The organism is Shewanella intestini (genome assembly GCF_018221465.1).
GTDB classification, from domain to species: domain Bacteria; phylum Pseudomonadota; class Gammaproteobacteria; order Enterobacterales; family Shewanellaceae; genus Shewanella; species Shewanella intestini.
Genome location: NZ_JAAIKR010000001.1, coordinates 107,514 through 130,684, shown reverse-complemented (window position 1 = coordinate 130,684; position 23,171 = coordinate 107,514). Strand labels below are relative to the sequence as shown.

Here is a 23,171-nt window from a genome sequence, read left to right as displayed (position 1 = left end):
TTAAAAAACGACACCAGAATGACTTTAGAAATCCATAGTGCCTTAATTGAACAATTAAAACCCTTAATGATGGAGCCCGATTTTGCTGATTTATTTGAGCAGCTTACTACCGGTGAAAGTAATTCGACCCGTTTTTTAATTAAAATGGAGCTCAAGCGGATCACTGCAGCCTCGACACGTATTATTGATTTACGTGACAAGTCTGAACTACCCTGTGCAGAAGTGAATATTGCCAATCAAGTGCACTTTCTTGATGAACCCGCTAGAGAAGCATTAAATAGCGCGCTGCCGCTTTATCACAATAAATATACTCTGGGCGTCTATGAACATGTCATGAATGCCCACAAAGCGCGTCGCTTAAAAGCCCGAGAATTTCCAAGCGAACCATTAAGTCCTAAAAACCAATTTGTGCTTCCCGCGGTTGTTCTTGGCAGTTATTTTAGCCGCAGCGAAGAACGCATGAATTACAGCATTAAGATTGAAGCGTTTCAAGATGGAGGCGAAGTCACCTCAGGGGTTTCATTAGACTTATCGGTTGGTGGCACCCGTGTTAAATTACCGAAAAAATATAAATTCAAAACTGATAAGCCGATTAATATCAAACTTTTAGAAGTCAGTGAAGAGTTTTATTTCGAAGATTTACAAAGAGGGGTCGAGTACCAAATTGTCGATGTAGAAAACAAAGAAGAACACGTTATCCTCAGACTTAAGCGAATTGGTGGCGGTGAACAGTTAGATAAGTTACTCGGCCAATTAATTCGTGGTTATAAATTCCGGTATAAAGTAGACATTAATAATGTCGAAGTCACTGCACGCGGCTTAGGCCATGAACGTTTTTATCTCCCACAGCAAACTCATTTGTCTTTATTCGTATCAGCGATAAACGGCCGCCCAGAAATTACACATGAGCTTTCTTCGCGTGGTAATCAGGCATTACGACATTACTTTCTTGATGAAAACAATATCAATCAAATTCGTGGTTTATTAACCTTAAAAAGATTAGTGAATGTCGTTAAGCAGCATAATAACCCAGACCATAACTTGTTGTTTTGCTTCACTCATAACGCCAACGGTCGCGTCATGTTTTACTCAGCATCATTAGCAGAACTCAAAGCCAGCAATTGCCTGCCACTATTTTTAGGATTTAGTTCAACCAAAGCCAGTTGGCGCATTTTAAGAGTCAGCGTGCAAAAGGTCGATCACAGCAAAAACTATAAAACATCAACACTACCAGGTGACGAACAACACTATTCACCTTTAGTTGAAAAGCAGTTATCAAGCTTTTCTCATGTATTACAGTTAGTTGACCTTACTAACGAAGACATTAAACCTGCGTATAAAAAGTGGTTTAATAATGAAGCCGTTAATAATTTAAAAACGTTTGCGCAAAATAAGATAAATCAAACCACCATAAAAAATGTGTCAATGCCTTTTAGTGAGCGCAGAAAAGAAGCACGGTTTGCTTTTAAAACCTTGGTTCATGTTCACCAACAAGGGAAAAAGTTTGACGGTATCACTCAAGACATTTCATGTCGTGGCTTGCAAGTGCTTTTAGATGAGCCAGAGCAATTAACCTACCCTGCTGAAGTGCACTTAAGTTTTCCCCGCTTACAAACCATGGCCGGCAAAACGGATTTATCGAATCAGCCTTATCAACTTCTGCGCGCAAGACAAAATGGTCAAACACTGCATTTAAGTGCCAATATTCGTCACTGCGCTCATAATGGCGTGACGTTTTTAAATAAACTGATTCAACATAATAAAGAAAAACTAGCACAATTATCTGAAGCCAGTAGTGAGCAAAAAGAGCTTGCTGATGGAATGAAAAACTTAATCATGCGAAAGCTTGCAGGTATGCCTTACTTTATTGAGAAAACCGTAAAATCAGCTCAAATGGCTTGCATCGGTATCGGTACTCGCCCCGATCCTGTCAGTCATTTATTCTCCCAAAAAGTTGATAATATTTTAGAGTATAACCTGACTCCCCTACTCGCTAACGGAGTATTAAAAGAACATATTATTGACCCTATCAAAGCCATGAAGCCCAATCATGAAATGGACTTCTTTGAAGTCTTTATTGAATTAACACGCCAAGCTCGCGGTAAAATCACCTTAAACTGTAAACTGCTAACTGAATTAGCTAGCGAAGAAGAACAAACAGCATTTATTCATCATTGTAAGGAACAAGGCCGTTTCATTGCCTTAAGAGTGTACCGCGGAGCGACAGGTAAACCGGATATGAAATACATTCGTCGTGAGCTTGACTATATCAACCTTCATGCACCACATAGGGCGAAAAATCTTGAAGAACAACTATGGCGAATCATTGGTACTGGTGAAATGATAGATATCACCTCAGAAGTAGAGCTGCGCTACCCTGCGCTGTATATTATTGAGCAGCAAGCTGCAAAGTAAGCTTTTACAAAAGTCATAGCATAACAGTAAATAGCAGCTATTCACTTAGCTCTAGATACCATTGCTTTATTTGCTTGAAATGATCATCCACCGCCTGTGGATGAGTCAACATCGATGCGTGGTTATAGTCAGTAAAAAAACCATTGGCTTTAGATAGTAAGGTATACCTTGCCTCTGCTAAGCCGCACTCAGTTATCATATCTTTAACATCAGCTGGGTTACCTAATACATGGTCATTTTTTGCTGCTATAAACCATGTTTTTGGCCACTTCATTACAGTTGCAGCACGCGCATAATCAAAGCCATCATCCACATCTATCCAGTCGCCACTTACCCAGTCAATGGTATTATTTAAAGAGGCACGCGTTTCATTATCCATACCAATTCTCAACTTTTTTGCATTTAAAAAACCCGTTTTACTAGCATAAGCTGGGGCAAATTTATTCCAAACAACATCCACTAAAAACCATTTTTTTAGCGTATTAACCTTAATTGTCCGTTTCGTACCAAAAGTCAGTAATGAGCCAACATGCTGCGCTAATTGAGGATAACGTACCATGGAACTGGCCATTAACACCCCGCCCCATGAGTGTGCACACCAATGCACGTGAGCAACTAAAGGGTGACGTTGCTGAATAAAATCATGCACTAATGGCAATTGCTCTTTAATTACTTCACTCTGACCTAAGTTGAACTCGGGGCTAATTACTGGCTCACTCTCTCCACGCCCTGCGGTATCAAGCACATAAACGTGAAAACCTGCATTAGCAAGATAACAACCCAAGCCTTTGCCGCGATCACTATAAAATACTTTGCCATTAGACATTGCCCCATGGAGCATCAAGATTGGTGGGTATTGGTTAGCCGCTTCCACAGGAGCGAGATGACGGACATGTAATTGTCCGTCTCGATAAGGTAAATACAACGAATGTTGAGTAATAGTATTGAGCACACGACCTAGCCAGTAATAAGAGTTATCACGCTAAAATATAACCAACAGTTAACAAGTTCAATGATTAGAGCAAAAATTCGAGTACCTTAACCTTGTAAACAAAAAACCAGTGCCCGCATATCAAGTTGATTAATGGCAATATCAGCGTGTTCGATTAATTTAGGTTTTGCATGAAAAGCCAAGCCCAATGAAGCGGTTAGTATCATCGGAATATCATTAGCACCATCACCAATAGCCACCGTTTGATTTTGTGTTATTTGCCACTGTTTAGCACAATGTTTAATGACATCCGCCTTATATTGCGCATCCACCACGTCACCACACACTTCCCCTTTTAGGGTGTTTTGTTCTATCACAAGTTCATTTGCGAAAGCTGCATCTAAAGACAGTTTTTGTTTTAAATCATTTACAAATGGAGTAAAACCGCCAGATGCGACGACAAGTTTCCATTGGTATTGTTGTAGTTGGGCGAGTGCTTCAGCCAACCCTGGCATAATCGGTAATTGATCACATAATTGAGTAATGATATTCGCGTTTGCCCCTTTAAGCTTTGCAACTCGTGCACGTAAACTTTGTTCAAAATCAAGCTCACCACGCATCGCTTTAGCGGTAATGCCTGCGACTGCATCGCCCACACCAGCCATAGCAGCCAATTCATCAATGCATTCAATTTCAATGGCTGTTGAGTCCATATCCATCACTAACAATCCCGGCATATGTAAACTTGCCAGTTCAGTGGTGACCCAAAAATATTCTGCAAAAATTGTGCTAGGAAATGTATCGAATATTGTTTCGTTTGACGTTGCTAATACCAGCTCAAGACCAAGATAATCATTACTTCTTGTCAATGCACAAATATAAATATCGCCAGAGAGCTTTGCCAACCATGAATCGACCTCAGTCTGCGCACAAGGGGCAAACACCACACGTAAACGCTGTGCGAGCTCATCTTGAACATAAGCTTGGTAATCTGATTCGTGATAACGAATGAATTGTCCGTTGGCGTGAGGCTGCACAGCAGAAGTTCCAGCCGATAACCAATTAACTATCGCAACAGGGTTTAACATGACGTTCTCTTCTCCCAAAATAACAACATAAAAATGATAAAAATATTATTAATATAATAAGTAACATATGCTTAGAACCACAAACTCAATGCTAAACTGTTAGACTCATGTTACGGCAATTTTATCTCACTTTTTTATAAGCCAACATTAAATACAAAAATACCTGAGGATTAAAGTGATATTTGTTAAAGGTCTCAAGAAAAGACAGCAATTTAGTCGACTACTCCAAGTGGCTCTCGCCATTGCTCTGATTTGGGGATTAAGCCATTTATGGCAAACTAACCTTAAAAATGGTCAACAACTCATTCAGTCACAAACGGAAATAATGGCCAGATTACTCGCACAACAAGTTTCAACCAGTGCAGCCCCTGCCATGTATTTACAAAACGATGAACAGCTACAATGGCTAGCCAACACACTGACTCAAGATCCTAAAGTGGTCTCAATTCATATATACAGCTCACAAGGTGTTCGGCTTGCTTTTGCACAAAACCTGACCAATGAAGAATACGCACCTGATTCAGACGAAATGAAGCAACTGTTATTACCTTATCCTCCGTTAATTGAAAATGTCATCCAAAAAAACAGTAATTTAGGCTACGTTGAAATAAGGCTCAACTTGAGCCACTTTTTTGAAGAGATTAAAGTTCTGCACGAAAAAAGTATGAACATGCAACAGATGATGTTGATTGTGGCTGGGGTGATTGGGTTTATTTTGTCAAGGGCGTTGTCGTTTAAACGCGCCTACTTTGTAATGCGCCGAACAAAAGCTAAGAAGAGAAAGACTTTGAGCCAAAAAAGTAAATAACCACAATTAAGAATAAAGTGGTAGCGGGTTAAACAGTAGATAAAACTTCGACAAAAAAGGGCTCAAGGAGCCCTTTTTATGGTTAACACCGTATTAATGACTACAGTGTTAACGCAGCATCAAGCGTCATAACGATCATGTCGTTAAAGGTGGTTTGACGTTCATCTGATGTTGTTTGTTCACCAGTACGAATATGGTCAGACACTGTAACAACACACAATGCTTTAGCACCTAATTCGTGTGCAACGCCGTACAAACCTGCGGCTTCCATTTCAACACCAAGTACCCCCATTTTTTCCATCACATCAAACATGTCAGGATCAGGTGTGTAGAATAAGTCGGCAGAAAAAACATTTCCCACTTGCACTTTAATATCGTGTTGCTTTGCAGAATCAACCACTGCGCTTAATAAGCCGTAATCAGCAATAGCGGCAAAGTCTTGGCCTTTAAAACGTAAACGGTTTGCTTGAGAGTCAGTACATGCTCCCATACCAATAATCACGTCACGCACTTTAACATCGGTACTAATCGCACCACATGAGCCGACACGGATCAGGTTTTTAACACCGTATTCTTTGATTAATTCATAAGCATAAATAGAGCATGAAGGAATGCCCATGCCACTGCCCATTACCGAAATACGTTTGCCTTTGTATGTACCGGTATAACCGAACATATTACGGACATCAGTCACCAATTTTGCATCTTCTAAAAACGTTTCAGCAATGTATTTTGCGCGCAGTGGATCACCTGGGAAAAGCACTGTCTCGCCAAATGCACCCTCAACAGCATTAATATGTGGTGTTGCCATGTAAATAACCCCTATTCTTGTGTGTAAGTATTTAGGTTCTTGTTTATGACTAACAAGTAACCAAAATTTGTTTCGTTATTGTTTAAATAAATGACTCGCCATACTCCATTGCAGGCAAACCAAAGTAACTGGCAATGGATTGACCGATATCAGCAAATGAATTTCTGCGCCCTAATGAGCCTGCTTTTAAGCCTGCGCCCAGTGCTAAAACAGGTACATGTTCACGAGTATGATCCGTCCCCCCCCAAGTTGGATCACAACCGTGATCGGCGGTGAAAATCACTAAATCATCATCAGACAGAATTTCAAACAACTCTGGTAATCGAGAATCAAAGTACTCTAATGCACTTGCATAGCCAGCTATATCACGACGATGACCGTAATGCGAATCAAAATCAACAAAGTTGGTGAACACAATCGTGTTATCTTTAGCGCGGTTAATTTGGGTTAACGTTTCATTAAACAAAGCCTCTAAACCATTGGCTTTGAATTTTTGGGTAATGCCGCAATGGGCATAAATATCGGATATTTTACCAATACTCACCACTTCGCCACCGGCTTGTTGATGCTTATCTAATACAGTAGGTGCTGGCGGTTTTACCGCGTAATCATGACGATTACCGGTACGTGCAAAATCACTCGCATTGGAGCCTAAAAATGGACGCGCAATTACCCGGCCGATGTTATAAGGAGCAAGTTCTTCACGGGCGATTTCGCATAAGCGCAACAAGTTATCTAAGCCAAACGTTTCTTCATGACATGCAATCTGGAATACTGAGTCAGCAGAGGTATAGAAAATCGGTTTACCGGTTTTCATGTGTTCTTCACCCAACTTATCAAGGATGACAGTACCTGATGAATGACAGTTACCTAAAAAGCCATCTAAGCCTGCTCTAGCAAGAATTTTATCGGTAAGCTCTGTCGGAAAAGAGTTATCGACATCTTTAAAATATCCCCACTCGTACAGTACAGGCACACCTGCCATTTCCCAGTGACCGCTTGGGGTATCTTTACCAGAACTGAGTTCTTTAGCATGGCCATAAGCCCCAATAACATCAATATTTGCATCAAAGCCTGCTGCAAATTGTCCTGTCGATTCAAACCCTGCATGTCCTAAGCCTAATTTGGCTAAATTAGGCAGTTTCAATGGTCCTTTGCGACCAATATCAGCTTTGCCCTCAGCACACGCTTTTGCAATGTGGCCAAAGGTGTCTGAGCCTACATCACCAAAATCAATGGCATCTTCAGCAGCGCCTACACCAAATGAGTCGAGCATTAAAATGAATGTACGTTTCATCGTTCTACCTCTTATAAATCTGTCGCACGAATATAGCGGTAAATATCAGGTGTTGCTTCAGGTTGAGTGTCGGCTAATTTTATTGAGCTGCGAACAGCATTAGCCGCTTCTTCAAAGGCTGATTCCGTTTGAGCATGAATCATTGCTAATGGTACATCTTGATTAATGTGTGTACCTAATGCGCAAACATTTGAGAGCCCAACACTGTAGTCAAGCGCATCACCAGGTTTACGTCGACCACCGCCTAAGGTGACAACGGATAAACCTAATTCGCGCGTGTCCATACGGTAAGCAAAACCACTGTGATTAGCATAAACAGGACGAATAATTGAAGCCTTAGGCAAATAATTGTCATAGGCTTCTACAAAATCTGTCGGGCCACCAAGCCCCGACACCATTTTGGCAAACTTTTCAGCGGCTAAACCGTTATCTAACACCTGATTCAATTTAGCACGTGCTTGGGTTTCATTGGCCGCTAATCCACCTAATTGAAGCATTTCGGCACACAAGCCCATTGTGACTTCATATAAACGTGGATTTCGATATTCACCGGTTAAAAATTGAATCGCTTCTTTAACTTCTAATGCATTACCCGCACAAGATGCCAGCACTTGATTCATGTCTGTCAGCAAGGCCGTGGTTTTGGTGCCGGCACCATTCGCCACAGCAGTAATGCTGCGAGCTAATTCTTCTGATGCTTCATAAGTAGGCATAAATGCCCCAGAACCAACTTTGACATCCATCGCCAACGCATCTAAACCAGCAGCGAGTTTCTTCGATAAAATTGACGCTGTAATTAACGAAATAGACTCCACTGTCGCCGTGTTATCTCTTATAGAGTAAAAACGCTTATCGGCAGGCACTAAGTCGCCTGTTTGACCAATAATGGCCACCCCAGCATCTTTAACTACTTTGCGAAATAAAGCACTGTCAGGTTCAGTTTGATAACCAACAATGGCATCAAATTTATCTAATGTGCCACCTGTGTGACCAAGGCCACGACCAGAAATCATCGGCACAAAACCACCACAAGCAGCAGCCATAGGACCCAGCATCAAGCTAATCACATCGCCAACACCGCCTGTACTATGCTTATCAATGATTGGCCCGTTTAGTCCTAGCGAATCCCAATTTAAAACAGTACCAGAGTCGCGCATCGCCGTTGTTAAGGCAATGCGTTCATCCATATTCATGTCATTAAAATATACCGCCATACCTAATGCAGCAATTTGACCTTCTGAAACCGTTTGTTGGGTTATCCCATTAACAAAAAATTGAATTTCTTGAGTCGTTAGCGCATCGCCATTGCGTTTTTTACGAATAATCTCTTGTGCTAGAAACATACACTGCTCCTTTATCATTGATGCTCTATTGAATGCTTGCTCAACATATCGCATCGATATTTGGCCTTAGCGCAACAGGCTAAGCCCATCACTTATTTAGCATCAGTTAACGCTTAGTAACCTTGGTTAGGTTGTGGAGCATCAGCTAAATCAAGAGTATGTAATAAACTGTTTAATAAGCTTGAAGCACCAAAACGGAAGGTATTTGAATTCACCCAGTCATCACCTAGGATGCGCTGTGCGGTCGCCAAAAACTCAGCCGTTTTAGCCGCATCTTTCACGCCACCAGCAGGCTTAAAGCCGACTTTCGTGTTCTTTTCGCTGATCACCGTTAACATGATTTCAGCCGCTTCAATTGTGGCATTAACCGGTACTTTACCAGTTGATGTCTTGATGAAATCGGCACCCGCATCAATAGAAAGTTCTGATGCTTTGCGAATAAGTGCCGCGTCTTTTAGTTCGCCAGTTTCGATGATAACTTTCAAAATAGCGTCTTCACCGCAAGCTTCTTTACAGGCTTTAACTAACTCATAGCCAACGGTTTCATTACCGCCAATTAAAGCTCTGTATGGGAATACAACATCGACTTCGTCCGCACCATAAGCAACTGCTGCACGAGTTTCTAATACTGCAATGGCAATATCATCATTCCCATGTGGAAAGTTAGTCACGGTTGCAATTTTGATATCTTCACAATTCAATTCATTTAACGTTTTACGCGCGATAGGGATAAAACGAGGATAAATACAAACTGCAGCGGTATGGCCCGCAGGCGTGCTCGCTTTATGACATAAATCGATCACTTTTTGATCCGTGTCATCATCATTTAGCGTTGTCAAATCCATCAACTGGATACCCATTTGTGCAGCTTTTTTTAAGTCAGTCATGTTTGATCTCCGAAACATATTTAAAAATAAACGTGAGTGGACAATACTGATGAGTAGGCAGGTCGATATTGTTATTTTTATGGCCGGGCCTTCAGGCATTGCCAGATGGTCATAAACCATCGAAATTAGTATTCAATCTGATAACGAGTACCACGACTTGAATCCATGAAGACCGGAAGAGATAAACAAAATTTGTCACATCCATTCCGCGAAAAATCCATTTTAGCGCGTAAAACTATCTAAAAATTATAGAGTGTTATTGTTAATCCATTGCAATTTTAACAATGTTAACGTTAATACTTACTTAAATAGCCAAGATGAAAAAGCGGCTTACTTAAATAAAGACTAACACAAGCTTAATTAAATTGGAGCCACAACCATGTGGCTCCAAAATAGATAACTTAGCTTAGAACTTATAAGTCGCTGTTAAGTAATGAGCGAAGCCTGTGGTATCTAATCCTACAATACCTGCACCATCTTCAAGCAAGTACACATCTTTATAAGCTTTCAAGCCATAGCCAAGTGCATAGTTGTCTGAGTGCCAGTGAATACCAAAGTAAGCCGCACCACCGTTAGAAGTCATAGGCACATATTCATTGCCATAATCATCGTCAGCACCAAATTGATAGTCAACGTAACCTTGGAAAGACAAAAATGAACCATTGTCAAAGTTCATAAATGGTTTAAACCAGTTCATCGAAAATTGGTAACCATTCCAATCTTTACCATTCATGTCATAGTGAGCATAAAGGTTCATGCCAGTTTTACCTAGCCATGGCACCATTACATCAGCACCTAAACCCCAGAAAGAAGCATTAACATCACCGCTTCCATCTTTGTTAAATGCGCCACCACCCCAGTTAAATAATGTAGAGAAGTATACTTCTTTAATGGGACCAACAGACAGATCCATCCCCGTGATAGCGTCAAGAGAGAAACGAGGCGCAAACTTCATGAACATTTTGCTGTCGCCATCGGTTTTATCACCTGAATCTTTATTTAACAAGTTAAAGACATCAACATACCCGTATAAGTCAACAACACCCGCGCGACCACCAAATTCCATTTCTAAATAATCATGACCACTACCATCACCATCAGATGGTAATTCGTCAAATGCATACATCGCATTAAATTGCATCCAAGAGTAATCACCCGCACGTAAATCTGTACGATCTGCTGCCATAGCAGAAGTAGACATGACAGCCATTGTAGTAGCTAAAGCTAACGTTTTAACGTTTTTCATCATCAACCCCATTTAACATTTTATTTTTAGTTACCTTATGGGTAACTTAGTTTTTAATCGCGTTTTATTGCTAATAATCGTAATTATCACTACCAACAAGTAACAACGCAGGATACAAAGTTTTATTTTTGAACCGTGCCACAAGATGTAATTCAACCCATTACATGTACTTGTACAGTCATTGCAGCAACACAATCTGGAAAAGGTGATTCAACTAAACTTTTGTATAAGGTTAAATACTTTGCATCCTTGTTCAATATTCAACCAACAACAAAAGGGAGCCATTAAGGCTCCCAATTGATTTATATTGCTAGGAAAAGACCCGCAAGTGTGGCGCTCATTAAGTTAGCTAAAGATGCGGCAATCACAGCTCTAATTCCTAACTTAGCAAGGTCATGGCGTCGAGATGGTGCCATGGCACCTAGACCACCAAGTAAAATTGCAATAGATGACAAGTTAGCAAAACCACAAAGCGCAAATGAGATAATTGCTTTTGTGCGATCGCTCATCACTTGACCTGTTGCTTCAACCAAAATACCGCCGTCAGCCACATCTTTTAAATATGGAGCAAAGTTAAGGTAAGCAACAAATTCATTGACCACAATCTTCTGACCAATAAATGAACCAGCAACCATCGCTTCGTTCCAAGGCACACCAATTAAGAATGCCAAAGGCATAAAGATGTAACCCAGGATCAACTCAAGTGAAAGCTGTTCAAAACCAAACCATCCACCAATACCACCTAACATACCGTTGAGCATGGCAATCAAACCAACGAATGCTAATAGCATTGCACCTACGTTAAGTGCTAAATGCATACCTGATGCAGCCCCTGCAGCAGCAGCATCAATAACATTAGCAGGCTTATCAGTATCTTCTGGTAAGTCTGTCATTTCGTTATTGGTTTCTTCCGTTTCAGGATGCATTAGCTTAGCCATCATTAAGCCACCAGGTGCTGCCATAAATGACGCCGCAACTAAGTACTCAATTTTTACACCCATACCAGCATAACCTGCTAATACCGCCCCAGCGATAGAAGCCAAGCCACCTACCATAATGGCGAACAACTCAGAGTTCGTCATTGTAGGGATAAATGGACGCACAACTAATGGTGCTTCAGTTTGGCCAACAAAAATATTTGCTGTTGCTGACATTGATTCAGTACGGCTTGTACCCAATGCTTTTTGTAGACCACCGCCGATAAACTTAATCACCATTTGCATAATGCCAAGGTAATAAAGAACTGCGATTAAAGAAGAGAAGAAAATAATGACAGGTAGTACACGCACGGCAAATACAAAGCCAACACCGTTGCTAAACATAGCATTGGTACCTAATCCACCAAATAGGAAGTCAATACCTGCTTGTGAATAACCAATAACATCGGCAACACCTTGTGAAACGCCACCTAAAATATCCTTACCAAATGGTACATATAATACAAAAAAAGCAAAGAATGCTTGAATTGCCAATGCGCCACCAACAGTACGAACATTAATTGCTTTTCTGTTTGTCGATAGTAAAAAACCTATCGCAAGTAAGGTAACCACCCCTACTAAACTCATTACGATATCCATTAAACATCACCCTTTTGTTAACAGTTTCTTTAAATGTTGTTAACTCACCTAATTCCGTGGGTGATTATAACTGAGCATTGACAGAAAAGTGTCGTTTTGATCAACTTTTTAGAGTTTAATTTCAGGAAGTTAGCGAAATAAGAACAATAAAACCACACTTGTTCAAAAAAAAAGAATTAAAGGTCATATAGTTGCAAAGCATTCATATCCAGCTGTTTTGCTGCTAAAACAGTTGAAATATTTTGCAATTGGGCAATATTTTTGACGATAGAATGTAATTTTTCGCCATTATTTATATCATCATGGGGTAATTGGGCAGTATCGGTTTCAACTAATAGTGTCTCAAGAGGTAACGTTTCGACGGTTTGTTTAAGCTTATGCGCATTATGATTAAGCAATAAATCACCAATCCCTAATTTATATCCTAGTTTCACATACCTTAAAGCTAATGCTGGCGCACCATAAAAACCATGCACAACACCTTTGCGATTTAATTGAGCTGATTGCAGCGCCTTAAGTAATAGATCATGAGATTTTACACAGTGCAAAATAACCGGCAAATCATATTTTTGAGCTAACTGAAGTTGACCAACTAACAATGCTTGTTGTTCCGCAAAATTAGGACGTAATTTATCTAAACCACACTCTCCTATTGCAACAAAATTAGGCTGAGTTAATTGCTGTTTTATCACGTGTTCCAGTTGACATAACGCTTTTGGGATATCATCTGGGACATTCCATGGGTGGATACCTAAGCCAAATCCACAATCAAATTGCTTTGCAACCTGTAACTGTCTATCTATTTGATTAATGTCAGTGCCGGGTAAAATAACCTTATTGATCCCCTGCCGCTTAAGCTCGGCAAAGATGGCATCACGGATGTCATCAAATACAGGTAAATCATAGTGAGCATGGCTATCTAACATGATGGGCATCTATTGTTAAGTGGCAAGAAACGAAGCGCAGTGTGATAACGTTAAAATTGCATTGACAATTTATTTTACAATACGAGAAACAAAGTAAAAGCAAAAGCAAAAGCAGGTATTGACGGTTAAATAGATACTACCGTCAACATCAACAGCCCATTCATAATGAGCTAACAGCCACTTTCAGTCTTACAACTGAATATGAAAAGAGACCCAAACATGATACTTAAATGGCGTGTCTGTTAAATGGTACTAAATAAACCAACACTTAGTGTCTTAGTATCTTAGTATCTTAGTGTCTTAGTGTCTTAGTGTCTTAGTGTCTTAGTGTCTTAGTGTCTTAGTGTCTTAGTGTCTTAGTGTCTTAGTGTCTTAGTGTCTTAGTGTCTTAGTGTCTGCAAGTATCATCGACAAAGTAACCCCAACATAAAAGGCTCATTATGCCTTATTAAAAATGAGCCCTTTAGCAACAAAAAAGGTGACATTATGTCACCTTATTATCCGCAAAAAACACTAATTAATTTTCGCGAGTTTTAGCAAATTCCACGTCTGGATAACGCTCCATAGATAAATTTAAATTAACCATGGTAGGGGCAATATAAGTTAAGTTATCCCCCCCATCTAATGCGAGATTAGGGCTGCATTTACGACGAAACTCTTCTAACTTACGTTCGTCTGTACAGTAAACCCAACGCGCTGTGCTGACGCTAATACCTTCGTAAATTGCTTCAACGTTATATTCACTTTTTAAGCGCCCAACAACCACTTCAAACTGAAGTACACCAACCGCTCCCACAATTAGGTCATTACTATCAAGCGGTCTAAAGACTTGAACGGCACCTTCTTCAGCTAATTGAACGAGGCCTTTAAGCAATTGTTTTTGCTTTAACGGATCCTTCAAGCGAATACGACGGAACATTTCTGGTGCAAAGTTAGGAATACCGGTAAATTTAATTTTCTCACCTTGTGAGAATGTATCACCAATTTGAATGGTGCCATGATTATGCAGACCAATGATGTCACCAGGATAAGCATCTTCAACTTGTTCTCGGTCACCGGCAACAAAGGTTAACGCATCAGAAATACGCACGTCTTTACCCACACGCACATGCCGCATTTTCATGCCTTTTTCATACTTACCTGACACGATACGCATAAATGCAACGCGATCACGATGCTTAGGGTCCATGTTGGCTTGAATTTTAAATACAAAGCCACTAAAACCGTCATCGGTAGCGGTAATTTCACGCACTTCTGTATGACGAGGTTGTGGTTTAGGAGCCCATTGCGTTAGACCATCTAGCATGTGGTCAACACCAAAGTTACCTAATGCAGTACCAAAAAACACGGGTGATAATTCACCACTTAAGAAAGCTGCTTGGTCAAATTCGTGTGAGGCACCAATCACAAGTTCGAGTTCTTCACGTAACTGCTCAGCAAGTTCACTACCAATTTCATTGTCAAGATCAGGGTTATCTAACCCTTTAACAATGCGCACTTCTTGAATCGTGTGACCTTGGCCGGTTTGATAAAGGATCGTTTCATCACGATGTATATGATAAACCCCTTTAAACGACTTACCACAGCCAATGGGCCAAGTAATAGGTGCACAAGCAATATTTAGCTCAGTTTCTACTTCATCGAGCACTTCCATTGGGTCACGAATATCACGGTCACATTTGTTCATGAATGTGATAATTGGGGTGTCGCGTAAACGGGTCACTTCCATTAACTTGCGCGTCCGGTCTTCAACACCTTTTGCTGAGTCAATCACCATTAAACAAGAGTCAACGGCCGTCAAAGTTCGATAGGTATCTTCTGAGAAGTCTTCATGGCCTGGAGTATCAAGTAAGTTAACTAAACAGTCTGCATAAGGAAATTGCATGACTGACGTGGTAATCGAAATACCACGGTCTTTCTCCATTTCCATCCAGTCTGATTTAGCGTGTTGCTTTGACCCACGCCCTTTTACAGTCCCTGCAGTTTGGATCGCTTGACCGAACAGTAACACTTTTTCAGTGATGGTCGTTTTACCCGCATCGGGGTGAGAAATAATCGCGAAGGTTCGACGTTTATCGACCTCTACAGAAATACCTGACATGTTAACCTTTACGTGAGATAAGCTAGATAATAAAAAAGGCGCAAATTATAGCGCCTTAGTGTCAAATTAGCTAGTGAACTACTGTTGTTTGCCTTTAGCGATCAAGTTCTTCATTCTAGCCAACTCAATGCGCGCATAACGGTGTTCGACAAAGTCATAAATATTGGTTGCCAGCACTAAACGATATAAGTTTGCCGCCTCTTGATAATCACCTTTTCTATCCGCTTGTTTTGCAATATAGAAATACGCTTCACATAATCGCTCAGCATATTCACGCGGGTTAGATAAGTTAACTTTTGCGGCAGCAAAGATTTGTTCCTTGGTTACTTTACCTAAATAGAAATCAACTAACTTAGTAGACCAAGCGTTATCGTTTAATTTGCTGCGTTGTGCATTTAACCGACTCGTTGCTTTTACCTCATCACTACCAACAGAGGTTAGATATAACCATAAGGCGCGATAACCGTCTGATGGATCTAAGTCGTAGAATGTTTGCATATCTTGAATGGCAAGTTCGTAGCGCTCACCATAAAACAAGGCAATACCACGATTTAAATAAGCATAATCGTAATTAGGCGATAACTCTAAGACCCCATCAAACGACTCATAAGCACTGTCAAAGTCACCTTCTTGGGTGTAATAAATACCAATAAAGTTATAAGCATCAGCCAAATTGGGTTGCAATTTAATAGCCTGTAAAAAATCAATCCGACCTAATAAACGCAGTCCAACACTGTCATAAATAACACCACGGTCATAATGGAATCTGGCACGCTGCTCGTCAGTCAATTCCATGGTGGCTAAAATTTCGTTGAGTTTGGCGAGTGTCACTTCTAATTTGTAATCAGGCATAACAGGTGAAACTTCAATATGTCCTGCACTTGTTCCTGATGATTGTGTTGCTGCACAACCTGACATCAAAATACTCGCGCCAAAGACTGCGACAGCTAACTTGGTGCTTATGCGGCTACCCAGTTTTAATTTCATTAATGAGACCTTATCAGGATGGGATACTTGTAAGCATCATAGCAATCTCATAGACCGAGGGCTATGATTGCAAGCGAAATATTTACCCAAAGAAACAAATAAAAAAGGAGAGCATATGCTCTCCTTTATCAACCTAAATTAGCGGCTAAAAATTATTCAGCAGCTTCTGGCTTGGTTTGTGCTTCTTTAATTGAAAGACGTACACGTCCTTGACGATCCACTTCCATCACTTTAACAGCAACTTCTTGGTTCATTTCAAGATGATCAGATACGTTAGCAACACGCTCTTCACTGATTTGTGAAATATGTACTAGCCCATCTTTACCAGGCAAGATGTTAACAAATGCACCGAAATCAACGATACGAATAACTTTACCATTGTAGATACGACCCACTTCAACTTCTGCAGTGATTTCTTCAATACGACGAATGGCTTCTTTCGTCGCCGCACCATCAGAAGAGGCAATTTTTACAGTACCATCATCATCAAGTTCAATCGTCGTGCCTGTTTCTTCGGTTAGAGCACGGATTGTCGCGCCACCTTTACCAATCACATCACGGATTTTTTCAGGGTTAATTTTAATAGAAGTAATACGTGGTGCATGGTCAGAAATGTCTTCACGAGCACCAGAGATTGCTTGGTCCATCACATTTAGAATATGAACACGTGCGCCATAAGCTTGTTGCAACGCAATATCCATAATCTCTTTAGTAATACCTTCAATCTTGATGTCCATTTGAAGTGCAGTAATACCATCACGAGTTCCTGCCACTTTAAAGTCCATATCACCTAAGTGATCTTCATCGCCTAAAATGTCAGACAGAACAACGAAATCATCGCCTTCTTTAACCAAGCCCATTGCGATACCCGCAACTGAAGACTTAATCGGTACACCCGCATCCATTAAGGCTAATGAGGTACCACAAACAGACGCCATTGAGCTTGAACCGTTTGATTCAGTGATTTCAGAAACCACACGAACACTGTACGGGAATTCTTCAGCCGTTGGCATAACGGCATTCATACCGCGCCAAGCTAACTTACCATGACCAATTTCACGACGTTTAGGTGAACCAACCATGCCAGTTTCACCAACAGAGTATGGCGGGAAGTTATAGTGAAGCATGAAACGATTTGTACGTTCGCCCATGATGCTGTCAATTTTTTGAGCATCACGTTCAGTACCTAAAGTACACGTCACTAATGCTTGAGTTTCACCACGAGTGAACAATGAACTACCGTGAGTACGTGGAAGTACACCCGCAAGGACATTAAGAGCGCGGATCATATCTGGTTCGCGACCATCGATACGTGGCTTGCCACTAATAATACGACCACGAACAACGTTTTTCTCAAGGCTACCAAGTAAGTTGTCTACTTCACGCGTATCAACTTCAGGGTTTTTCTCAATCAATGCTGCTTTTGCAGCCGCTTTTACTACGCCAACTTGTGCATAACGGTCTTGTTTAACTTCAATTTGGTATGCTTCTGTTAAGCCTGCTTCTGCAAGATCTTTAATTTGAGCAACCAAGTCTTGGTCTTGAACTGGTGCAGACCAATCCCAAGTAGGTTTCCCCGCTTCGGCTTTAAATTCAGCAATCGCGTTTACAACAACTTGTTGTTGATCATGACCATAAGTCACCGCACCTAACATCACTTCTTCCGGTAATGCTTTTGCTTCAGATTCAACCATAAGCACAGCACTTTCAGTACCGGCTACAACAAGGTTTAAATCACTTTCAGCAACTTGCTCAACTGAAGGGTTTAATAAGTACTCACCATTTAGGTAACCAACACGTGCAGCACCTAGTGGACCATTAAATGGAATACCAGAAATAGCAAGTGCAGCTGAAGTACCAATCATTGCAACGATGTCTGGTTCAATTTGTGGATCAACAGAAACCACAGTAATGATTACTTGAACTTCGTTTTTAAAACCGTTAGGGAATAAAGGACGAATTGGACGGTCGATTAAACGAGCAATTAGTGTTTCATCTTCAGAAGGACGGCCTTCACGTTTGAAGAAACCACCAGGGATTTTACCCGCAGCATAGGTTTTTTCTTGGTAGTTAACCGTTAATGGAAAAAAGTCACGGCTTAAATCAGCCACTTTTTTACCAACAACAGTGACTAGGACGGTTGTATCGCCCATGCTCGTTAGTACTGCAGCATCAGCTTGACGCGCGATGACACCTGTTTCTAAGGTGACAGTATGTTGACCATACTCAAAACTCTTTACAATAGGATTCACGTGACCCATTCCTTAATTTATTTACCTTTAAATTTCGCGCATAAGTATACTTCAAATGACCGCGATAGTTAACACAGTATTAAAATGACCTATAAAAATAATCATTTATTTAAATACTCACCTTTAGCTAATCAATAAAAGCCCTATTTTAACGCCCCGTCAGTCATCTTTGTGTTCAACCATACACAGAACAACACAGGGTAAATGTGAATTGTTGATGACAATTGTGATGGTTTTTACTAGAGTGGAGACTGTAAAATTAGTCATACTCAGCCCAATAACGTTTATTAAAATCAATTATTCTATAAGACTGATATAAAAAGAATTTATAATAAAACAACCAGTCTTAAAGACATGGATACTACGCATGAAATCAGGCTTTAAATCTCTTACTTGGAAACAAACTAAACTCGTCGTTTTTACTGCGCTTTTCTTTGCTATTGCCATTTTTTTAATCGAGATTGCACTGGTTGCAATCAATACCAAACAACAACTGACATCCTCTCAACAAGAACTACTTGATTCCGTTGAACAAACAACAACTAACGCGGTGTGGTCTTTAGACGATAAATTAGCCAAACAAACGCTACAAGGGATTATCAAAGTCGATAATATCGGCTCAGCGTTAATCACACTTGATGATGGGAGCTTATTTGTATCAGCCAGCAATAGACCCGTTATAAGTACTGACAGTTATCAGGCATTCAGCCAACGATTATTTGGAACATTAAAGCAAATTGAACGTCCATTATATCGTCCATTTTACTTCGAAGGCAGCCAAAAGCAGCAACTTATTGGTACCTTAACCGTTAATTACGACACGAAAAGACTCACTGCCCACTTAATAGACCAATTACAATTAGGTTTTATCGCCACTTTAGCGCGGGCGTTTTTATTAACGTTAGTATTAACCGTCGTTTTTCATCGTTTTCTTACTCAACCTATTGCCCACATTAGCGAAGCGATTGATAACATTGATACTGATTACCCTGACGAAAATTTACTTCCTATAGACAAAGGCCATCAAGATGATGAATTAGGTTTGGTTACCACTAAGTTTAACCAAATATTATGTCAATTTAGCCAAACCCAAACAAAGCTACGAAAGATGGCCACCCGTGACTCACTCACAGGCTTACCAAATAGAACGCTGCTACTGGAAACCTTAAATGTCACGATTCAACGTTCTCGGGTTCATCAACGTCATTTTACAATGTTATTTATTGATTTAGACCGATTTAAAAATGTAAATGATTCGCTTGGGCACGCTTTAGGTGATCAATTTCTTCGTAGAGTCGCCCACATTCTGGAACGTGTGGTTGCTGATAACGGCAGTGTATCGCGCTTAGGCGGTGATGAATTTGTTATTTTAGCTGATGATATTCACACGCCAGATCAGGCAGCAGAATTTGTTGAAACGTTGCTAAAGCAACTTAATGCACCAATGCACCTTAACGAACATACTATTCATCCAGCGGCCTCTATTGGTATTTCCATTTATCCTGAAGATGGAGAAAGTCCAGAAGATTTAATTCGTCATGCTGACATTGCCATGTACAACGCTAAAGCTGCGGGTTCAAACCAATGGGCATTTTTCAAACAACAAATGACGAAGTGGGCAAGTGAGCGTTTACAAATGGAAGCATCATTACATGACGCACTTAAAAAAGAACAATTTTTATTATATTTTCAACCTAAACTCGACTTAAAATCGGGTCATGTGATTGGCTGTGAAGCCCTAATTCGTTGGAAAAAAGATGGTCAATTAATTAGTCCTATCGCCTTTATTCCTGTCGCTGAGGACACCGGGATCATTATTCCTATAGGTCGTTGGGTCATAGAGCAAAGCTGTAAAGTGATTCGAGAATGGCAAAAGAAGTATAGTTTTGCATTACCGATTGCAGTAAATGTAGCCTCACAGCAATTTGCTGATGCCAGCTTGGTTCCGGATATCAAACAACTGGCATTACGTCATCAAGTGGCGCCTGAATTATTAGAAATTGAAATAACCGAAACCTCTTTAATGAATAACATCAATGACGCCATTATCAAGCTACAACACTTGAAAAATGCAGGCTTTGGTATCGCTGTTGACGATTTCGGAACCGGCTACTCGTCATTATCATATTTACGCCACTTACCCATTTCAACGGTCAAGATTGATCGTGCTTTTGTAAATGACTTACCTGAAGACGGAGCTATTGCATCTACTATTCTTATGCTAGGTCAGCAGTTAGATTTAGATATTGTGGCCGAAGGGATTGAAACGAAAGAACAACTTGAGTGGTTAAAACAACATAACTGCGCGATAGGCCAAGGTTTTTATTACAGTAAACCATTACCGCAGGCTGAATTTGAAGCTAAATATATGCAACCATTACCCCATATTGATCAACACATAATAAATGTGTAAAACGTACAGTCTAATAATAAAGTAAGGTGTTAGATAACCGACCTTTAGAGGGCGATAGGGACGCGGTAATAACGATAAAGTAAGGCGACAACTCGCAAGCAATGCTATTTGGCATAGTATGAATACCCACAATATATTATCACTGGCGGTTTCAGTTCATAAAACAGAGTAGTCGCTCAAAAAATCCAATAAAAAAGGAGGCGCAAGCCTCCTTTTTTACGGTTTTCCTACTCACCGTCGTGAGTAAGAAGTCGAATTAACGGCGTAAACCTAACTTTTGGATAAGAGCAGTATAACGTGCTACATCCGTACGCTTAAGGTAAGCAGTAAGCTTACGACGCGCACTAACCATACGTAATAGACCACGACGTGAGTGGTGATCATGGATGTGCTCTTTGAAGTGACCTTGAAGGTGGTTGATTTGAGCAGTTAACAAAGCAACTTGTACTTCAGTTGAACCAGTATCGTTCTCACCACGACCAAATTCAGCAACGATTTTAGCTTTTTGTTCATTACTTAGTGACATGAAAATCTCCAAAATATATAAATTAACCTTAGCCGATCACTAACTCAGCCAAAGCGGGCGCGCTATTCTAACCATAATGGCACGTAATCGCAATAAAAAGTCAGCCTAATATTCGATCAATGCCATGTCAATGTCGATTAATTAACTTCTTAATACAACCAGTCGCTTAGGGGCTAATAAACCAGCGTCATTCATTGAGCCTATACCAACAAATTGTTTGCGTTCACCGATGGTAATCCGCACTAATTCATCAGGTTTTAACCCAGGAGCTTGAATAAATTGACCTTGCATAACATATTCAAGCATCGCGTCAGGTAGATTAATCTCACCTAGATGACTTACTGCAGTATCCATAGGCAATAATAACGGGTCTAATAATTCACCAGCATCCATTTCTTGTTGATTAGCTTGTTCAACTAGCGCTTCAAGCTGAGCCAACGACACCATTTTTTCATAAGGATATTTAGCAACTTGGGTACGGCGTAACATACACACATGTGCGCCGCAGCCTAACATCTCACCTAAATCATCAACGATAGTGCGAATATAAGTCCCTTTAGAGCAGTGGATATCAAGTGTTAACTCATTACCTTCTAGACTTAAAAAATTAAGTTCATAAACGCTAATAGACCGCGCTTCACGAGGCACTTCAATGCCTTCACGAGCATACTTATACAAAGGTTGCCCTTGATACTTAAGCGCTGAAAACATAGACGGTACTTGCATGGTATCACCGCGAAAATGCTCAAGTGACTGCAATAATAATGCGTGACTAAACTCAACGGCGCGTGTTTGTACAACTTCACCGTCCGAATCGCTTGTGTCAGTACGTTCACCTAACTTAGCAATGACGGTATAGCGCTTATCTGAATCAAGAAGATGTTGTGAAAACTTTGTCGCTTCACCAAGGCACACTGGTAACATGCCTGTGGCTAATGGATCAAGCGCACCAGTATGGCCCGCTTTATTCGCGTTAAACATGCGCTTAACACGTTGTAGCGCATGATTAGAGCTCATGCCGGTATCTTTATCAAGCAACACGATACCATCGATAAAACGACCTTTTTGACGACGTGCCATTAATCTTGCTCCTTCGCGTCGTCTTGGTCTATTTCATCAGTGCGGCCACTGTCTTGTTGCTTTTGTTTATCATTGCTTATCACTTGGCTGACCAAGTTTGACATTTTCATACCTTCAACCAATGATGCATCGTACACAAAACGCAATTCAGGCATCACACGTAACTTCATGCGTCCTGCAATTAACGTGCGCACGTAAGGTGCAGCAACCGTTAATGCGTCAATTTTTTCCTGTACTAATGCTTCGTCTTCTTCAAAGAAAGTAACGAATACTTTGGCGTAGCTTAAGTCACGTGACACTTCAACATCATTTACTGTCACAAAACCCACGCGAGGATCTTTAATATCTCTTTGCAACACCATTGCAAGTTCTTGCTGAAGTTGCTGGGCGATTCGACGAGTTCGACTAAATTCTTTTGCCATAATTGTGCCCCACTTATATAGGTGATTATTAATCAAAAAGGGCGGCAAAAGCCGCCCTTTG

18 protein-coding genes are annotated in these 23,171 nt (G+C 40.6%); 3 read left to right on the top strand and 15 right to left on the bottom strand.

Features of this window, described 5'->3' with window-relative positions:
- The first annotated feature begins 18 nt into the window (after positions 1–18).
- On the top strand, positions 19–2,415 hold the full coding sequence (locus G3R48_RS00570; protein WP_153661266.1) for a PilZ domain-containing protein: 2,397 nt from the start codon (positions 19–21) through the stop codon (positions 2,413–2,415).
- A 37-nt stretch (positions 2,416–2,452) separates the two neighbouring features.
- Here the strand turns inward: G3R48_RS00570 and G3R48_RS00565 are convergent, their stop codons facing one another.
- Positions 2,453–3,367: an alpha/beta fold hydrolase gene (locus tag G3R48_RS00565; protein ID WP_212593163.1), complete on the bottom strand. Its 915-nt coding sequence runs from the start codon at positions 3,365–3,367 to the stop codon at positions 2,453–2,455.
- A gap of 86 nt (positions 3,368–3,453) precedes the next feature.
- Positions 3,454–4,434, bottom strand: a complete 981-nt coding sequence (gene serB / locus G3R48_RS00560; protein WP_153661268.1) for a phosphoserine phosphatase SerB — start codon at positions 4,432–4,434, stop codon at positions 3,454–3,456.
- A gap of 175 nt (positions 4,435–4,609) precedes the next feature.
- On the opposite strand from serB, the gene G3R48_RS00555 reads away from it, so the two are divergent.
- Complete coding sequence (locus G3R48_RS00555) at positions 4,610–5,242, top strand: AhpA/YtjB family protein (protein ID WP_212593162.1); 633 nt, start codon at positions 4,610–4,612, stop codon at positions 5,240–5,242.
- A 100-nt stretch (positions 5,243–5,342) separates the two neighbouring features.
- Here G3R48_RS00555 and deoD read toward each other — a convergent pair whose 3' ends face one another.
- The 10 genes from deoD to pnp all read right to left on the bottom strand — a co-directional run bounded on the left by deoD (position 5,343) and on the right by pnp (position 18,669).
- Positions 5,343–6,053, bottom strand: coding sequence for a purine-nucleoside phosphorylase (gene deoD / locus G3R48_RS00550; protein WP_153661272.1), 711 nt, complete (start codon positions 6,051–6,053; stop codon positions 5,343–5,345).
- Between the two features lie 82 nt (positions 6,054–6,135).
- The gene (locus G3R48_RS00545) at positions 6,136–7,350 is read right to left on the bottom strand and encodes a phosphopentomutase (protein WP_153661274.1); all 1,215 of its coding nucleotides are present in this window, start codon (positions 7,348–7,350) and stop codon (positions 6,136–6,138) included.
- An 11-nt stretch (positions 7,351–7,361) separates the two neighbouring features.
- Positions 7,362–8,693, bottom strand: a complete 1,332-nt coding sequence (gene deoA / locus G3R48_RS00540; RefSeq protein WP_153661276.1) for a thymidine phosphorylase — start codon at positions 8,691–8,693, stop codon at positions 7,362–7,364.
- Positions 8,694–8,806: 113 nt separating this feature from the next.
- Positions 8,807–9,580 carry a deoxyribose-phosphate aldolase gene (gene deoC, locus G3R48_RS00535; RefSeq protein WP_153661278.1) on the bottom strand — a complete coding sequence of 258 codons (774 nt, stop codon included), beginning with the start codon at positions 9,578–9,580 and terminating at the stop codon, positions 8,807–8,809.
- 406 nt (positions 9,581–9,986) lie between these two features.
- Complete coding sequence (locus tag G3R48_RS00530; RefSeq protein ID WP_153661280.1) at positions 9,987–10,826, bottom strand: nucleoside-specific channel-forming Tsx family protein; 840 nt, start codon at positions 10,824–10,826, stop codon at positions 9,987–9,989.
- A gap of 302 nt (positions 10,827–11,128) precedes the next feature.
- Complete coding sequence (locus G3R48_RS00525; protein WP_153661282.1) at positions 11,129–12,403, bottom strand: NupC/NupG family nucleoside CNT transporter; 1,275 nt, start codon at positions 12,401–12,403, stop codon at positions 11,129–11,131.
- 176 nt (positions 12,404–12,579) lie between these two features.
- Entirely contained in the window at positions 12,580–13,329 is a 750-nt protein-coding gene (locus G3R48_RS00520) for a TatD family hydrolase (protein ID WP_194823829.1), read from the bottom strand.
- A gap of 517 nt (positions 13,330–13,846) precedes the next feature.
- Positions 13,847–15,430 (bottom strand): peptide chain release factor 3, encoded by a 1,584-nt coding sequence (gene prfC, locus G3R48_RS00515; protein ID WP_153661286.1) that lies wholly within the window; start codon positions 15,428–15,430, stop codon positions 13,847–13,849.
- Positions 15,431–15,508: 78 nt separating this feature from the next.
- A complete protein-coding gene (gene nlpI / locus G3R48_RS00510; protein WP_380714129.1) occupies positions 15,509–16,405 on the bottom strand; it encodes a lipoprotein NlpI in 897 nt (298 codons plus the stop codon).
- 164 nt (positions 16,406–16,569) lie between these two features.
- Positions 16,570–18,669 carry a polyribonucleotide nucleotidyltransferase gene (gene pnp, locus G3R48_RS00505; RefSeq protein ID WP_212593161.1) on the bottom strand — a complete coding sequence of 700 codons (2,100 nt, stop codon included), beginning with the start codon at positions 18,667–18,669 and terminating at the stop codon, positions 16,570–16,572.
- A 367-nt stretch (positions 18,670–19,036) separates the two neighbouring features.
- Between pnp and G3R48_RS00500 the strand changes: the two genes are divergently transcribed.
- Positions 19,037–21,082 carry an EAL domain-containing protein gene (locus tag G3R48_RS00500; protein ID WP_153661292.1) on the top strand — a complete coding sequence of 682 codons (2,046 nt, stop codon included), beginning with the start codon at positions 19,037–19,039 and terminating at the stop codon, positions 21,080–21,082.
- A 256-nt stretch (positions 21,083–21,338) separates the two neighbouring features.
- Here G3R48_RS00500 and rpsO read toward each other — a convergent pair whose 3' ends face one another.
- From rpsO to rbfA, 3 genes are all read right to left on the bottom strand, one after another.
- Complete coding sequence (gene rpsO, locus G3R48_RS00495) at positions 21,339–21,608, bottom strand: 30S ribosomal protein S15 (protein ID WP_153661294.1); 270 nt, start codon at positions 21,606–21,608, stop codon at positions 21,339–21,341.
- Positions 21,609–21,749: 141 nt separating this feature from the next.
- Complete coding sequence (gene truB, locus G3R48_RS00490; RefSeq protein ID WP_153661296.1) at positions 21,750–22,688, bottom strand: tRNA pseudouridine(55) synthase TruB; 939 nt, start codon at positions 22,686–22,688, stop codon at positions 21,750–21,752.
- Positions 22,688–23,110 carry a 30S ribosome-binding factor RbfA gene (gene rbfA, locus G3R48_RS00485; RefSeq protein ID WP_153661298.1) on the bottom strand — a complete coding sequence of 141 codons (423 nt, stop codon included), beginning with the start codon at positions 23,108–23,110 and terminating at the stop codon, positions 22,688–22,690. Before rbfA ends, truB begins: the two co-directional genes overlap by 1 nt.
- Positions 23,111–23,171 lie beyond the last annotated feature (61 nt).

Coding starts and splice junctions, on each gene's coding strand:
- G3R48_RS00570 (WP_153661266.1), top strand. CDS start 19: ATGACTTTAGAAATCCATAGTGCCTTAATTGAACAATTAAAACCCTTA.
- serB (WP_153661268.1), bottom strand. CDS start 4,434: ATGTTAAACCCTGTTGCGATAGTTAATTGGTTATCGGCTGGAACTTCT.
- deoD (WP_153661272.1), bottom strand. CDS start 6,053: ATGGCAACACCACATATTAATGCTGTTGAGGGTGCATTTGGCGAGACA.
- G3R48_RS00545 (WP_153661274.1), bottom strand. CDS start 7,350: ATGAAACGTACATTCATTTTAATGCTCGACTCATTTGGTGTAGGCGCT.
- deoA (WP_153661276.1), bottom strand. CDS start 8,693: ATGTTTCTAGCACAAGAGATTATTCGTAAAAAACGCAATGGCGATGCG.
- deoC (WP_153661278.1), bottom strand. CDS start 9,580: ATGACTGACTTAAAAAAAGCTGCACAAATGGGTATCCAGTTGATGGAT.
- G3R48_RS00530 (WP_153661280.1), bottom strand. CDS start 10,826: ATGAAAAACGTTAAAACGTTAGCTTTAGCTACTACAATGGCTGTCATG.
- G3R48_RS00525 (WP_153661282.1), bottom strand. CDS start 12,403: ATGGATATCGTAATGAGTTTAGTAGGGGTGGTTACCTTACTTGCGATA.
- G3R48_RS00520 (WP_194823829.1), bottom strand. CDS start 13,329: ATGTTAGATAGCCATGCTCACTATGATTTACCTGTATTTGATGACATC.
- prfC (WP_153661286.1), bottom strand. CDS start 15,430: ATGTCAGGTATTTCTGTAGAGGTCGATAAACGTCGAACCTTCGCGATT.
- G3R48_RS00500 (WP_153661292.1), top strand. CDS start 19,037: ATGAAATCAGGCTTTAAATCTCTTACTTGGAAACAAACTAAACTCGTC.
- rpsO (WP_153661294.1), bottom strand. CDS start 21,608: ATGTCACTAAGTAATGAACAAAAAGCTAAAATCGTTGCTGAATTTGGT.
- truB (WP_153661296.1), bottom strand. CDS start 22,688: ATGGCACGTCGTCAAAAAGGTCGTTTTATCGATGGTATCGTGTTGCTT.
- rbfA (WP_153661298.1), bottom strand. CDS start 23,110: ATGGCAAAAGAATTTAGTCGAACTCGTCGAATCGCCCAGCAACTTCAG.